The sequence below is a fragment of the Mycobacterium sp. genome, assembly GCF_035633495.1.
Classification (GTDB): Bacteria; Actinomycetota; Actinomycetes; order Mycobacteriales; family Mycobacteriaceae; genus Mycobacterium.
This window is the reverse complement of the sequence record NZ_DASQEU010000147.1, coordinates 23,298-37,464: the sequence shown is the minus strand read 5'-3', so window position 1 is coordinate 37,464 and position 14,167 is coordinate 23,298. Positions and strand designations below refer to the sequence as shown.

At 66.1% G+C, this 14,167-nt stretch carries 14 protein-coding genes and 1 pseudogene; 11 read left to right on the top strand and 4 right to left on the bottom strand.

Annotated features, from left to right (window positions below; genetic code table 11):
* Window positions 1-27: 27 nt before the first annotated feature.
* Window positions 28-918: a phosphoribosylaminoimidazolesuccinocarboxamide synthase gene (locus VET27_RS21575; protein WP_526521652.1), complete on the top strand. Its 891-nt coding sequence runs from the start codon at window positions 28-30 to the stop codon at window positions 916-918.
* Complete coding sequence (locus VET27_RS21570; protein ID WP_526521651.1) at window positions 915-3,059, top strand: S9 family peptidase; 2,145 nt, start codon at window positions 915-917, stop codon at window positions 3,057-3,059. Before VET27_RS21575 ends, VET27_RS21570 begins: the two co-directional genes overlap by 4 nt.
* Here VET27_RS21570 and VET27_RS21565 read toward each other — a convergent pair.
* Both VET27_RS21565 and VET27_RS21560 read right to left on the bottom strand, forming a co-directional pair.
* The gene (locus VET27_RS21565) at window positions 2,988-3,434 is read right to left on the bottom strand and encodes a DoxX-related protein (protein WP_526521650.1); all 447 of its coding nucleotides are present in this window, start codon (window positions 3,432-3,434) and stop codon (window positions 2,988-2,990) included. The two genes, VET27_RS21570 and VET27_RS21565, sit on opposite strands and share 72 nt — an antisense overlap.
* A gap of 64 nt (window positions 3,435-3,498) precedes the next feature.
* The gene (locus VET27_RS21560; protein ID WP_526521684.1) at window positions 3,499-5,085 is read right to left on the bottom strand and encodes a DHA2 family efflux MFS transporter permease subunit; all 1,587 of its coding nucleotides are present in this window, start codon (window positions 5,083-5,085) and stop codon (window positions 3,499-3,501) included.
* 104 nt (window positions 5,086-5,189) lie between these two features.
* Here VET27_RS21560 and VET27_RS21555 point away from each other — a divergent pair, with 104 nt between their 5' ends.
* From VET27_RS21555 to VET27_RS21545, 3 genes are all read left to right on the top strand, one after another.
* A complete protein-coding gene (locus VET27_RS21555) occupies window positions 5,190-5,684 on the top strand; it encodes a glutathione peroxidase (protein WP_526521649.1) in 495 nt (164 codons plus the stop codon).
* Between the two features lie 73 nt (window positions 5,685-5,757).
* Window positions 5,758-6,471, top strand: coding sequence for a DUF2334 domain-containing protein (locus VET27_RS21550; RefSeq protein ID WP_526521648.1), 714 nt, complete (start codon window positions 5,758-5,760; stop codon window positions 6,469-6,471).
* Between the two features lie 25 nt (window positions 6,472-6,496).
* A complete protein-coding gene (locus VET27_RS21545; protein WP_526521647.1) occupies window positions 6,497-8,143 on the top strand; it encodes an FAD-binding dehydrogenase in 1,647 nt (548 codons plus the stop codon).
* Between the two features lie 25 nt (window positions 8,144-8,168).
* Here VET27_RS21545 and VET27_RS21540 read toward each other — a convergent pair whose 3' ends face one another.
* On the bottom strand, window positions 8,169-8,684 hold the full coding sequence (locus tag VET27_RS21540) for a hypothetical protein (protein ID WP_526521646.1): 516 nt from the start codon (window positions 8,682-8,684) through the stop codon (window positions 8,169-8,171).
* The gene (locus VET27_RS21535; RefSeq protein WP_526521645.1) at window positions 8,685-9,335 is read right to left on the bottom strand and encodes an MBL fold metallo-hydrolase; all 651 of its coding nucleotides are present in this window, start codon (window positions 9,333-9,335) and stop codon (window positions 8,685-8,687) included.
* Between the two features lie 73 nt (window positions 9,336-9,408).
* Between VET27_RS21535 and purS the strand changes: the two genes are divergently transcribed.
* The 6 genes and pseudogenes from purS to VET27_RS21505 all read left to right on the top strand — a co-directional run bounded on the left by purS (window position 9,409) and on the right by VET27_RS21505 (window position 14,121).
* Complete coding sequence (gene purS, locus VET27_RS21530; protein WP_526521644.1) at window positions 9,409-9,648, top strand: phosphoribosylformylglycinamidine synthase subunit PurS; 240 nt, start codon at window positions 9,409-9,411, stop codon at window positions 9,646-9,648.
* Window positions 9,645-10,319 (top strand): phosphoribosylformylglycinamidine synthase subunit PurQ, encoded by a 675-nt coding sequence (purQ, locus tag VET27_RS21525; protein WP_526521643.1) that lies wholly within the window; start codon window positions 9,645-9,647, stop codon window positions 10,317-10,319. Before purS ends, purQ begins: the two co-directional genes overlap by 4 nt.
* 109 nt (window positions 10,320-10,428) lie before the next feature.
* Complete coding sequence (locus tag VET27_RS21520; RefSeq protein ID WP_526521642.1) at window positions 10,429-10,713, top strand: hypothetical protein; 285 nt, start codon at window positions 10,429-10,431, stop codon at window positions 10,711-10,713.
* Window positions 10,714-10,716: 3 nt separating this feature from the next.
* Window positions 10,717-12,063, top strand: coding sequence for a hypothetical protein (locus VET27_RS21515; RefSeq protein WP_526521641.1), 1,347 nt, complete (start codon window positions 10,717-10,719; stop codon window positions 12,061-12,063).
* Window positions 12,060-12,797, top strand: coding sequence for a hypothetical protein (locus VET27_RS21510; protein WP_526521640.1), 738 nt, complete (start codon window positions 12,060-12,062; stop codon window positions 12,795-12,797). The genes VET27_RS21515 and VET27_RS21510 overlap by 4 nt, the downstream gene beginning before the upstream one ends.
* 77 nt (window positions 12,798-12,874) lie before the next feature.
* Window positions 12,875-14,121, top strand: a pseudogene (locus VET27_RS21505) (9-bladed beta-propeller domain-containing protein).
* Window positions 14,122-14,167: the final 46 nt, after the last annotated feature.

The following is a 14,167-nucleotide window of genomic DNA, read 5'->3' as shown; positions in this document are numbered from 1 at the left end:
GCACAGATGGACCGATAGTCTTGCCCGATGCACCCAGCTCTGACCGACTACGAACATTTGGCCAGCGGCAAGGTTCGCGAACTCTATCGTATCGACCCCGATCACCTGCTGTTCGTCGCCAGCGACCGCATCTCCGCGTTCGACTACATCCTCGACAGCGAGATCCCCGACAAGGGCCGCATCCTCACCGCGATGAGCGTCTTCTTCTTCGACTACTTGAACGAGCCCAATCATCTGGCGGGCCCGGCCGACGACGAGCGGATCCCCGAAGAGGTGCTGGGCCGCGCACTGGTCGTCAAACGTGTGGAGATGATGCCGGTCGAGTGCGTGGCCCGCGGGTACCTCACCGGATCCGGCATCATCGACTACCGCGCGACCGGCCGCGTATGTGGCATCGAGCTTCCCGACGGTCTCACCGAGGCCAGCAAGTTCGCCGAACCGCTCTTCACCCCCGCCACGAAAGCCGAACTGGGAGAACACGACGAGAACGTCAGCTTCGAGGCCGTCGTCGACGTGGTCGGTGCCGAGCGCGCCGCCCAGTTGCGCGACCTGACGCTGCAGATCTACGCCCGGGCCGCCGAGCACGCCCTCAGCAGGGGAATCATCATCGCCGACACCAAGTTCGAGTTCGGGGTCGACGAGAACGGCGACATGGTGCTCGCCGACGAGGTGTTCACTCCTGACTCGTCCAGATACTGGCGGGCCGACGCCTACCAGGAGGGTGTCGTGCAGCCCAGTTTCGACAAGCAGTTCGTCCGCAACTGGCTGACCGGACCCGAGTCGGGCTGGGACCGCAACGGTGACGTCCCGCCTCCCGCGCTGCCGCCCGGCATCGTCGAGGCCACCAGAGCCCGTTACATCGAGGCATACGAACGTATTTCAGGATTGAAATTCGCAGACTGGATCGGAGCCAAATGACCGGCACACCGCCGATTGGCAAGCGTGTCGAGCATCGCCGCGAGCACCACGGCGACGTCTTCATCGACCACTACGAGTGGCTTCGGGCAAAGTCCGACCCGGAGGTGATCTCCTATCTGGAGGCGGAGAACGCCTACGCCGAGCAGCAGACCGAGCAGCTGGCGCCGTTGCGGCAGAGAATCTTCGACGAGATCAAGGCCCGCACGAAGGAGACCGACCTTTCGGTGCCGACCCGCCGCGGTGAATGGTGGTACTACGGGCGCAGTATCGAAGGCAAGCAATACGGCATTCACTGCCGTTGCCCCGTCACCGATCCCGACGACTGGGTGCCGCCACAGCTCGACGAGAACGCCGACGTCCCGGGGGAGCAGGTGCTGCTCGACGAGAACCTCGAAGCCGAAGGACACGACTTCTTCTCGCTCGGTGCGGCGTCGATCAGCATCGACGGGCACACCCTGGCCTACTCCGTCGACGTCATCGGCGACGAGCGGTACACGTTGCGCTTCAAGGACTTGCGCACCGGAGAGCTGTACGAGGACACCATCGTCGGCATGGGAGCGGGGGTCACGTGGGCGGCGGACGACCGCACCGTCTACTACACCACCGTCGACGATGCGTGGCGTCCCGACACCGTGTGGCGGCACCGGCTCGGAGCAGGCCTACCGGCCACCAGGGTCTTCTACGAACCCGACGAGCGCTTCTGGGTCGCCGTGGGCCGGACGCGAAGCAACAAGTACGTGTTGATCGCGACGGGCAGTTCGGTGACGTCCGAGGTGTTCTACGGCGACGCCGCCGACGGCGAGACCGAGTTCGTGTCGATTCTGCCGCGCCGCGACTTCGTCGAGTACTCGGTCGAACATGCGGTCGTCGGCGGCGAGGATCGCTTCCTGATCCTGCACAACGACGGCGCGGAGAACTTCACCCTCGTCGAGGCGCCCGTCAGCGACCCGACGGCCTTCCGCACGCTCATCGCGCACCGTGCGGACGTTCGTCTCGACGCCGTCGACGCGTTCGAGAACCAGCTCGTCGTCAGCTACCGCAGTGAGGCGCTACCGCGTATTCAGTTGTGGCCGATCACATCCGACGGGAACTACGGCCATCCCGAGGAGATCACCTTCGAGACGGAGTTGACGTCGTCGGGGCTGTCGGGGAACCCCAACTGGTCGGCGCCCGTGCTGCGCGTCGCCACCACGTCCTTCATCGTGCCGGTGCGCATCTACGACATCGACCTGGCCACGGGCGAGCGGACCATGCTGCGTGAGCAGACGGTACTCGGCGACTACCGGCCCGAGGAGTACGTCGAGCGGCGGGACTGGGCGCCTGCGCCCGACGGGACGCGGATCCCGGTGTCCATCATCCACCGTGCGGGACTGCAGTTTCCGGCCCCGACGCTGCTGTACGGGTACGGCGCCTACGAGTCCTGCGAGGACCCGCGGTTCTCCATCGCGCGACTGTCGCTTCTCGACCGCGGCATGGTCTTCGTCATCGCCCACGTGCGGGGTGGCGGCGAGATGGGTAGGCCGTGGTACGAGCACGGCAAGATGCTGAACAAGAGAAATACCTTCACCGACTTCATCGCCGTGGGCGCACATCTGGTGGGAACCGACGTGGCGCGACCCGAGAACCTGGTGGCGATGGGCGGCAGCGCCGGCGGCCTGCTGATGGGCGCGGTCGCGAACATGGCGCCCGACCTGTTCGCAGGGATCCTGGCGCAGGTGCCGTTCGTCGACGCCCTCACGACGATCCTCGATCCGTCGTTGCCGTTGACCGTCACAGAGTGGGACGAGTGGGGCAATCCGCTGGCTAGCGAGGAGGTCTACCACTACATGAAGTCGTACACGCCGTACGAGAACGTCGAGGCCAAGGAGTACCCGGCCATCCTGGCCATGACGTCGCTCAACGACACGCGGGTGTACTACGTCGAGCCTGCCAAATGGGTTGCCGCGCTGCGCCATAGCAAGACCGATGCCCACCCGGTGCTCTTGAAGACCGAGATGAGCGCCGGTCACGGCGGAATCAGCGGACGCTACGAACGTTGGAAGGAAGCGGCGTTCATGTACGCCTGGGTGCTAGCCACCGGCGACCGCGACCACCACGGCAGCGGCCAGGTAGACCACCTCTTCCGCCGTCCGAACGTCTAGCCGCGACGCCATCGACGTGGGCGGGTGGGCCATCCGCGCCGCGTGGACGTTCGCCGCGAACATCGCCAGCATCGGCAGGAAGAGGCACACCGCGGCGGCGACGCGGGTCGGCGGGAACAGAAGTCCCGCGGCGCCGAGCAGTTCCAGCACGCCGGTGACGCTAACCAGCAGTGCCGGCGCGGGCAGGGCGGGCGGCACGATCGCGATCATGTCGCGCCGCATCGACGGGGCGAAGTGCGCGACGCCGGTCATCACGAACATGACGGCCAGGCCGACGGCGATCGACGCCGGCCAGTCGTCGACGTAGACGACCCCGAGCCATCCGACGATGCCGGCGGCAATGCTGCCGAGTACGAGAGCCAAGAAGACGGCCATGGCGAAACACCACGGGCGATCCGGTGGCGACGGTCGAGCGGCTGGCGGGGATCCTGTTCGACGACTAGTGCGCCATCACCGGCACGGCCGGCTGGCCGGGAACCGACTGCGCCGGCTTCTTCGGCAGGAACGCCGCCGGGATGAACGTCAGGCAGACGAGCCCGACCGCCACCACGAACACCACGAAGTACGCGTGGTAGAGATCGGGTCGCGCGGCGTCCACGATCTGCTGCAGGACCGGTGGCGGCGGCAGCGCCGACGGGTCGAGTTGTCCCTGGCGGACGGCCTCGGCGGCGTAGGACACCTCATTCGCCTTCCCGATCGCCGCGCTGCCGTTGAACTGATTGGTCAGGATCACCGACATGAGCGCGGTGCCAACCGAACCCGCCACCTGCTGGTTGACGTTGATCAACGTGGAGCCACGCGCTACCTGCGTCGGCCCGAGGGACTGGATGGCCGCACCCGACAGCGGCATCATCGTGCAGCCCATGCCCATGCCCATGACGGCCAGCCCGATCAGCAGGGTGGGGTTGTAGGCGGCCTGCTCGTGTACGCCGTACGCGAATGTTCCCATGCCGCAAGCGATCACGAACACGCCAACCAGGATGATCTTGCCCGGCCCGCGTTTGTCCATGAACTGACCGGCGATCGGCATCGTCAGCATGGCGCCGAGTCCCTGGGGAATGAGGTGCAACCCGGATTGCAGTGGCGTCTGGCCGAGAAGCTGTTGGAAATAGCTCGGAAACAGCAGACCGGCACCGAAGAACGCGGCGGCGAAGAGGAACATCGCCGAGTTGGCCAGCGTCGTCACTCGGTTCTTGAATAGTCGAAGGTCGATCAACGGATGATCGGCTCGGAACAGCGCGTGGAACACGAACCCGATGATCAGGGCCAGGCCGATCGACGCCGGAATCCACACGTGCACATCGGTAACGGTTCCGCGGCCGGGGATCGACGACACGCCGTAGAGGAATGACGCCAGGCCCGGCGACAAAAGCAGCATGCCGACGGCGTCCAGCGTCTCCGACGGTTGCGGAGAGTCCCTGGGGAAGACGATGCCCGCCAGCACCACCGCGATGACGCCGATCGGCAGGTTGATCAGGAAGATCCACTGCCAGCTGTAGGCGTCGATCAACCAGCCACCCAGAATTGGACCACCGATGGGGCCCAACAGCATCGGGATTCCGAGCACGGCCATTAACCGGCCCAGCCGCTTGGGTCCTGCCTCTCGCGTCAGGATCGTGAACGTCAGCGGCATCAGCATGCCGCCGCCGATGCCCTGAACGACCCGAAAGGCGATCAGTAGCGTGATGTTCGGGGCCATCGCGCACAGCAACGAGCCGACCGTAAAGAACACGATCGAGCCAATGAAGAGGCGTTTGGTGCCGAAACGGTCGGCCGCCCAACCGGTCAGCGGAATCACGGTGGCCAACGCCAGCGTGTAGCCGGTCATGGTCCAGGCGACGACCGCCTGGGTCGACTCGAACTCCCGAATGAACGTTCGCTGCGCGACGCTGACGACCGTAGTGTCGAGAATCGCCATCACCGCTGCCAGCACGCACACGCCTGCGATCCGCAGCAGCGCGGCGTCGAGCTTGTCGGGGTAGTCGTCGAGTGTCGGGTTGTCGGGGGGTGCCGCCGCAGACGGCACGGCGCTCCGGGGCTTGGGATCGAGCGAGCGATGTACCACTTAGCAAGCCTAGCGATCGGTTGTCCGGGCGGCCACGGCCAAAGTGCGGCGGTAACGTCTCGGTCATGAATCAGCCCGTGACCGACATCGCTCTCACCACGCTCTCCGGCAAGCCCACGACACTGGCTGACTACGCCGGCGGTGCCGTGCTGGTGGTCAACGTCGCCAGCAAGTGCGGTCTGACGCCGCAGTACACCGCGCTGGAACGGCTGGCCAAGGACTACGGCGATCGCGGGCTGACGGTGATCGGCGTGCCGTGCAACCAGTTCATGGGCCAGGAGCCGGGCACGGCGGAGGAGATTCAGTCCTTCTGCTCGACGACTTACGGCGTGACGTTCCCGTTGCTGGCGAAGGCCGACGTCATCGGCGCCGACCGGCACCCGCTGTACGCCGAACTGACCAAGACCCCCGACGCCGACGGCGAGGCGGGCGACGTGCAGTGGAACTTCGAGAAGTTCCTGCTGGCGACGGGCGGCGAGATCGTCGACAGGTTCCGCCCGCGTACCGAGCCCGATGCGCCAGAGGTGATCAGCGCCATCGCGGCCGTCCTGCCCCGGTAGCGGCCCCTGATCGTCAACTCGCGCCCACGTGTCTGACACCTTCTGCACACCTGGCGTTGCCATACTGCGTTGCGTGGCTGGAGAACTGATCGTCTCGATCTCCGGGATCAGGGACCGCACGTTGGCCGACGTGGACGCGTTCCGCGAAGAGCTCGCGGCGCGCGACGTGCCTGCGTCGTTCCTGGTCGCGCCTCGGCTCAAGGGCGGTTACCGGCTCGATCGGGACGCCCCGACCGTCGAGTGGCTCACGCGTTGTCGCGCCGAGGGAGACGCAGTCGTCCTACACGGATACGACGAGGCGGCAACCAAGAAGCGTCGCGGCGAGTTCGCGACGCTGCAAGCACACGAGGCCAACCTGCGGCTGATGGGCGCCGACCGCGTTCTCGAGCATCTTGGTCTGCGTACGCGACTGTTCACCGCGCCGGGCTGGACGGTCTCGCAGGGGACCGTCATAGCACTGCCGCGCAACGGCTTTCGCGTCGTCGCGGAGCTGAGCGGCGTCACCGATCTGGTACGCGGGACGACGTCGCGCGCCAGGGTCGTCGGCATCGGCGAAGGCTTCCTCACCGAATCGTGGTGGTGCCGCACGTTGGTGCTCTCTGCCGAACGCATCGCGCGTCGCGCCGGCACCGTCCGCGTCGCCGTGGCCGCCGGGCAGCTGCGGCGATCGGGTCCACGCCAGGCGATGCTGGACGCAATCGACCTTGCCCTGCTCCATCGGTGCGCACCGGCCGTGTACCGGTGGGAACCCAAGCCCGCGCAGACGGATGTGACGGACGCCGCCTGAACTCGGACGGCTAAGGTGGCCTTCCATGGCTGATGCTGACGTCATCGTGGTCGGAGCCGGGCTCGCCGGGCTGGTGGCCGCCTGCGAGGTGCTGGACAAGGGTCGCTCGGTCCTCGTCGTCGACCAGGAGAACGCCGCGAACCTGGGCGGCCAGGCCTACTGGTCGTTCGGCGGGCTGTTCTTCGTGGACAGTCCCGAGCAGCGCAGGTTGGGCATCCGCGACAGCCACGAGCTCGCGTTGCAGGACTGGCTGGGCACCGCGGGTTTCGACCGGCCCGAAGACCACTGGCCGCTGCAGTGGGCGCATGCCTACGTCGACTTCGCGGCGGGGGAGAAGCGCAGCTGGCTGCGGGAGCGTGGGCTGCGAACCTTCCCGCTGGTGGCGTGGGCCGAACGCGGCGGCTACGACGCTCGCGGGCATGGCAATTCGGTGCCGCGCTTCCACGTCACCTGGGGCACCGGGCCAGGAATCGTCGAAATCTTCGCCCGGCAACTCCTGGCCGCCGGTGCCAAGGTGCGGTTCGCGTATCGACACCGCGTCGACGAACTGATCGTCGAGGAGGGTGCGGTCACCGGGGTGCGCGGCGCGGTGCTGGAGCCGTCGGCCGATTCGCGCGGCGTCGCATCTACGCGAAACACGATCGGCGAGTTCGAGTTTCGCGCACCGGCCGTCATCGTCGCCAGTGGTGGCATCGGCGGCAACCACGACCTGGTCCGCAAGAACTGGCCGGCCAGAATGGGTCGGGTACCCGACCAGTTGCTCAGCGGCGTTCCCGCACACGTCGACGGGCGGATGCTCGGCATCACCGAGTCCGCCGGCGCGAACCTCATCAACGGCGACCGGATGTGGCACTACACCGAGGGCATCACCAACTACGACCCCATCTGGCCCAAGCACGGCATCCGGATCCTCCCGGGACCGTCTTCCATCTGGCTCGACGCGACCGGGCGGCGTCTGCCCGCGCCCCTGTACCCGGGCTTCGACACCCTCGGCACGCTCGAGTACATCGCCAAGACGGGGCACGACTACACGTGGTTCGTGCTCAACGCGCGGATCATCGAGAAGGAGTTCGCGCTGTCGGGGCAAGAGCAGAATCCCGACCTCACCGAACGCGATTTGCGCAAGGTCTTGTCGCGGTTGCGGCCGGGTCCTCCACCGCCGGTGCAACGATTCGTCGACCGCGGCGTCGACTTCGTGTCGGCCATGACGCTGCGGGCCCTGGTCGCCAGGATGAACGACGTACCCGACGTCGAACCGCTGGATTACGGCGTGGTCGAGGCCGAGGTGACGGCCCGTGACCGCGAAGTCGCCAACAGGTACACCAAGGACAGCCAGGTGACGGCCATCCGCGGTGCACGCAACTATCTGGCCGACCGAGTCGCCCGCGTCGTCGCACCGCACCGGATCACCGACCCGAAGGCAGGCCCGCTGATCGCGGTCAAACTCCACATCCTGACGCGAAAGTCGTTGGGCGGGCTGGAGACCGACCTCGACTCCCGAGTGCTGAAGCCCGACGGGACAGCCTTCGACGGGCTGTACGCCGCGGGCGAGGCGGCCGGCTTCGGGGGCGGCGGAGTGCACGGCTACCGGTCACTCGAAGGCACCTTCCTCGGCGGCTGCGTATTCTCCGGTCGCGCCGCAGGCCGGGCCGCGGTGCGCGACACCGGCTAGCGCGCAGGCAGATCGATCGTCGTCGTCACCGAGACCATCTGCGGAGTCGTCGGAGCCGATGAGAACCCGAAGCGGAGGGCGGATACAGCGGGGCGAGCCCGCCAAGGTCCACGCCGCGGAAGGTGCCGTCGACGTCGGCGATCCGCCTGGTCCGTCGCACCCCGTAGTACTCACGGCGGCCTTTGCCCGCACTGCCCGCGGTGCGCACCCGGGGATCAGCCGGGACGCGACGGGATCGATGACCCGCAGCCACATCGGCGCGGTCGCAAGCCGTCGCGGCACCCACCGCAGGCCCGCCCAACCGGCCCGCCACGTCGAGGCCCGGTGCCGAGACCGAGAACCCGTCGACTGTGTGCTGCGCGCTGACCGGACCGATCTCGGTGGAGTCGAAAGTATAAGTAGAAGAGACGAATTCGGCGATCTGCTCGGTGGGTGCCAGCAAGATGCGCTCACCGTCGGCAGTCTGCACCATCACGTCGCCGATGCCCGTGCCGAGGCCCGCGATGTGACCGGTGAATGCCAGCCGTTTTGCGGCCTTCACCTAGAAGTACCTGCCGTTCTCCTCCTCCAGTACCTGGAAGTCGGTGTCGGTCATCTCCGACAGTCGTCCGTAGTAGATGCCACGCGCCTCCTTGGCCACCACCGCCTGGTGGATGGGCACGGCGTGCGTCGGCGCCACCGCCCGCAGGTAGTCGACTGCCTCGGAGATCTTCATCCACGGCGCCGCGGCCGGGGTGGCGAGCACCTCGACCGGCTCACCGGGAGTGAACAGCGCGTCGCCGGGATGCATCAGCCGGGCGGGATGACCTTCGTCCCCGATCAGGTACGAGATGTTGTCGATCACCGGAATTTCGGGGTGGATCACCGCGTGGGTGCCGCCGACGCCGCGGACGGAGAGGTGGCCCACGGTGAACGCGTCGCCGGCGTTGACGACCTGCCACGCCCCGCCGAGCTGGGCTGCGGTCATCGGGTCGGCGTACAGCGCGGCCTGCGGGTTGGCGTCGATCAGCGCTGGCAGACGCGCTACGTCGGCGTGATCGGGGTGCTGATGGGTGATCAGGATGGCCGACAGACCAGTGACTCCCTCGAAGCCGTGCGAGAAGTTCCCCGGGTCGAACAGCACGGTGGTTTCGTCAGCGCCTTCTCGAAAGTTCGCCAGCAGACAGGAGTGGCCGAAGTGCGTCAGTTGCATGGGTACATTGTGGCGTGCCGCGCCGCCGGTAGAGTGAGCGCCGAGCAATCTTCTCCAAAGACAGGAGCCGCGCGTGGCCCGCGTCGTAGTGCACGTGATGCCCAAGACGGTGATTCTCGACCCGCAGGGTCAGGCCATCGTCGGAGCACTGGGCCGCCTCGGCGTTTCGGGAATCTCAGATGTCAGGCAGGGCAAGCGTTTCGAGCTCGAGGTCGACGACACCGTGAGTGACGAGACGCTCACCGAGATCGCCGAGTCGCTGTTCGCGAACACCGTCATCGAGGATTGGACCGTCAGCCGGGAGGAGCAGTGACCGCCCGGGTCGGGGTCGTCACGTTCCCAGGGACGCTCGACGACGTCGACGCTGCGCGCGCGGTGAGGTTGACCGGCGCGGAGTCGGTCGACCTCTGGCACGCCGACGCCGACCTCAAGGGGGTGGACGCGGTCGTCGTCCCCGGCGGGTTCTCCTACGGTGACTACCTGCGGTGCGGAGCGATCGCCAAGTTCGCGCCGGTGATGGGCGAGGTGATCGCCGCCGCAGGGCGCGGGATGCCGGTGTTGGGGATATGCAACGGTTTTCAGGTGCTGTGTGAAGCGGGACTGCTGCCGGGTGCATTGACCCGCAACGCCGGTCTGCACTTCGTGTGCCGCGACGTGTGGCTGGAGGTGGCATCGACCTCGTCGGCGTGGACCACCCGCTTCGAGAAAGGCGCCGACCTGTTGGTCCCGCTGAAGTCGGGCGAGGGCCGCTACGTGGCTTCCGATGCCGTGCTCGACGAGTTGGAGGGCGAGGATCGCGTCGTCTTCCGCTACCGCGAGAACATGAACGGTTCGCTGCGCAACATCGCGGGCATCAGTTCGGCCAACGGTCGGGTAGTCGGCCTGATGCCGCACCCCGAGCACGCGACCGAGGCGTTGACTGGGCCGTCCGACGACGGGCTCGGGCTGTTCTACTCGGCGCTGGATGCGGTGCTCGCGGCGTAGGCGCCGCTCCGCTCGAACTGCTGCGCGGTAGGCCCGAGATCGGGTGTTACGGTCAAAAGACTTGTTGGCTAGCGGTTCTGGCTGACCTTTACTGACGCGGGGGGCGTTGATGCTGGTCAATCCGGAGCTGTTGCGAGCCTTTGCAGACCGGGTGGATACGGCGACTGTGGCGATGAGCGGCATCGATCTCCAGGGCAAGGCCAATACTGCGGCCAACGGACTGCCTGGCTCGGAGACCCAGTGGGCCACGTGTCAGGTCGGAGACCACGTCTCGCTGGCGGCGACCGACATCATCAAGGATGTCTCTGCAATGGGTGTGGCCGTTCGCGGCGCCGGCGACCGGTACGAGGTCGAGGACGGTGCTCTCGCGGACGATTTCAAGGGATTGTTCTGACGCGTGTTGCCGTCCCGTCCGCGATTGATCAGCTGGAATCCCGAGTCGTTGTTGGCAGGCGCCAACTCGATCGCCGATGCTGGCGAATCGATCTACCGGAACGTGCGGCAACTCGACGACGGCATCGGCCGGATGGATGAGGGCCGTACCTGGAGAGGCGCTGCGCACGATGCGGCGAAGGACATGTTCGGGCGGGCGGTAGCCCGCTCGTCGCGTTTTCTGGACTACACCACGGCAGTGGCGAAGGCGCTGAGTGACGGCAGCACGTCGATCGGGACAGCGAGAACCAATCTCCTGCGCGAGGCTGACGCGATCGATGAGAGTGAATTGCGCGTCAGTGAAAATTGGGTGGTGTTTATACGGCCGGCGGGTATGACGGCCGAGCACGCAGCCGACTTGCAGAAGCAAGCGGTTGCTGCGCAAGGCGAGATCAACGAGCTGTTGCATGCGGTCGGTGAGGCCGACGAAGACACCACCCGGAACCTGCTGTTGGCACGGTCCGGTCCGGGCGCTGAGTTCAAGGTCGCGCGGATGGGACCTCCCAGCCCCCTGCCGCCGGTTCCAGGTGACGAGGCGCCGGACCCAGGCACCGATGCCGGAAGGCAGTTGCAGAACATGGTCCGCGATGAGGATCTGTCGACGAGTGTCCGCGCGACAACCGAAACAACGGATGAGCGAACTGGGAACCACATCAAGACGGTCTACATGCTGGACGGCAGCAAACAGGTCATCACCACGGAAGGCGGATGGCCGCCGAGCGAGCACGTGTTACCGGAAGGCAGCATTGAGGTGCAGCAATACGACAAGAACGGAGACTACGTCTCGGACACTCTGACGACGGAAAGTGAGGACGGCACGCAGACCACCAACGTCTGGTGGTCGGACGGCACGTCCGTCGTGATGACGAGAACCCCCGACGGTAGGTGCAGTGGCGCGGTGACGACACCGGACGGAAGACATGGAGTCCTGCCCGACGGGTTCTTCACCGAACCCATTCCCGACGTCGTCGGTGGCGGACTTACGGCCTTGGAGAAACAGTCCGGGCAAGGAATACCGGGGCTGAGTGCGCGAACGCTGGACAACATCGAGGCGGGTGCAAAGTTCGGCGGTCCGGCGTTGGGTGTGGTGACGGCGCTCTATGACATCTCTACGGCGGAGACCAAGCACGATGCTTGTGTTGCTGCGTGGAAGGGGTCCGCCGGAATCGTAGGCGGCATCGCCTTCGACGCCATGCTCACGGTGGTTCAACCCGAACTGGCGCCGGTGTGGGCGGGTATCGCAAGCGGCACCGCAGGCTTCGGCTTCGGGCACCTTGGTGGACTCGTCGGAGACTTGGTGTGCCCACCGTGAAGAACTTCTTGGTGTTGGCGTTCTACTTCGCCGCGGTGAACGCATTCGCGGTCTTGTGTTTGGTTTGGGCCGTCATCTCTCTCGGACGCGGCGAATATCTCACGGTGGTCGTGGTACTGGGGCTTGCGTTGGCGTTCGTCGGACTGGAGGCGTCCTTGGTGTTGGTCATTCGCGGCAGAGTGAGTCCCCGGGCGGAGTTCGGCGACCAGGGAACGACCATCCGGCCCGATCGTGCCGTGGACGGCCTTCTGCAATGGGCAACGGTTGCGGCGGTCGCCGCCATGGCGACATACGCGATCTTCACTCCGCAGGGCCGTATCGACATTCCGCTGCCGTACGGCAATCAGCGAATGTTCACCATCGTCGCGATTGGTGTTGCACTCACCGGGATCGTGAACCTGTGGCAGATGTTCAAGCGCGGTGGGTTGAGCTTCCAGCGACTGACGGCGGACGGTTTCGAGCTGGGGCAGGGTGTGTCGTCAGTGCACGGCGAGTGGGATGAAGTAGCGGACATCGCGGACCGCCGACCCGGTAAGCCACCACCATTGAGGGCTACCCTTTTCGTGAAGTTCCGTGACGGGCGGACCCGTACGCAGGCAATCGATTCGTACACCCCTGGCGGCGACGCCCTCCGTCGACTGGTGCGCTACTACTGGGTGAACCCCGACCAGCGCGACGAACTCACTGATGGTCGGGCGATCGAGCGACTCGCCAAGTTGGAGGGTAAGGCGTAGTGCCGTCGTCGCGCGTTCGCGGGTGGTGGATTCTCGGCTCCGTGCTGGCGGTGGTAGTCGTCGTAGCGGTGACGGTCATGGTCTACGTGACGACGCGCCACCCGGTTGATCAACCGCAATCGGCTCCGCCCCTTGGTCTTCCGGCGCAGGTGATGCTGACGTCATCGATGCGGAAGGAACCCGTGCCGGGTTGGAAGACCTCGTCGCATGAGCTCGGTCTGCCGCCCGGCACGATCCCCAAGATCATCGGGAACGTTGGTGATCACGGGTACATTCTCGGAATCACGGGTACGGGCTGGTGGTTGGTGGGGATCGACGTAGCAACCGGCCGCCGCGCCTTCGCTCCGGTCGAACTCGGTCGATCCGATGATGCCCTGGCGTTCAACTGTTTCGTCAACGGCCCGACGATGGTGCTGTGTATACGTCAAGACCGTGACCCCAACAAGCCGGCGCGGGCGTGGGTGGTCGACACCGAGCGCGGAACGTCGATCTTCGACGGCCCTACGGAACTACGAATATCGACGACTCGGAACCACCCCTTCGTGGAACAATCCGGTGATTACGCCGTCGCCACGGTGGGCGGTGAGGGCGCTTACGGGGTGGGTGCGCAGGCCGAGCTCACGTGGTTCGCCCCGGGCGACGGAAACCTTTCCCAGCAGAAGGATTTGAACACGACACCCCGCCGCAGCCGATAGCCGTTCAGGGCGGGGCCGCTTACTCCTCGACGAACGTCGTCTTCTCGGTCGCGGACGGCCAAGCAGTGAAACCCGTACTGCCACAGAGTGGATTATTCGGACTGGCCTTCGTCTACCCCGGTGGGTTCGGATACGAATACTCAGCCACCGGCAACCCCTTTTCGGATCGGGTGGCCTTCTTCGATGCGTCCGGCCATGCATCGGGTCAACAGGACCTCGAAGGCACTATTCTCACCGGTTCGCGGGACATCCCGTTGGTGCAGACGGCGTCGACGGACGTCGTTCTCGCTCTCGACGGTCGCAGACTCCTCGAACTCCCGAGGTCGATACCGATGCGCTATACGCGTGTCATCGGAGAGCGCCTGTTCGTCACCACGGGTGGAGATGAGCAGAGTTGGCAGCAGTACGACTTGCGAAGCGGTTCGCAGGGGAAGACATGTGACATCGAGGGTTTCGATTACTCGTACATCGCTTCGGATGGCGACGTGGCCGTGCTGGGCGGCGATGGAACGGCGGCCCGCGCGTTCGACCTGACGACCTGCGACCAGATCTGGTCGCTCCCGGGCGAAACGCAGAGCGAGGGCAAGGACGTGTGGAGGGTGCATACGACGCTGGTGGCGCCGGCCTAACGCGTGCGACTTCGGCGTGGCCGGTCGCGCTGAACGCAACCGACCA

Coding starts and splice junctions, on each gene's coding strand:
- VET27_RS21570 (WP_526521651.1), top strand. CDS start 915: ATGACCGGCACACCGCCGATTGGCAAGCGTGTCGAGCATCGCCGCGAG.
- VET27_RS21575 (WP_526521652.1), top strand. CDS start 28: ATGCACCCAGCTCTGACCGACTACGAACATTTGGCCAGCGGCAAGGTT.
- VET27_RS21535 (WP_526521645.1), bottom strand. CDS start 9,335: ATGCAACTGACGCACTTCGGCCACTCCTGTCTGCTGGCGAACTTTCGA.
- VET27_RS21520 (WP_526521642.1), top strand. CDS start 10,429: ATGCTGGTCAATCCGGAGCTGTTGCGAGCCTTTGCAGACCGGGTGGAT.
- VET27_RS21545 (WP_526521647.1), top strand. CDS start 6,497: ATGGCTGATGCTGACGTCATCGTGGTCGGAGCCGGGCTCGCCGGGCTG.
- VET27_RS21565 (WP_526521650.1), bottom strand. CDS start 3,434: ATGGCCGTCTTCTTGGCTCTCGTACTCGGCAGCATTGCCGCCGGCATC.
- VET27_RS21555 (WP_526521649.1), top strand. CDS start 5,190: ATGAATCAGCCCGTGACCGACATCGCTCTCACCACGCTCTCCGGCAAG.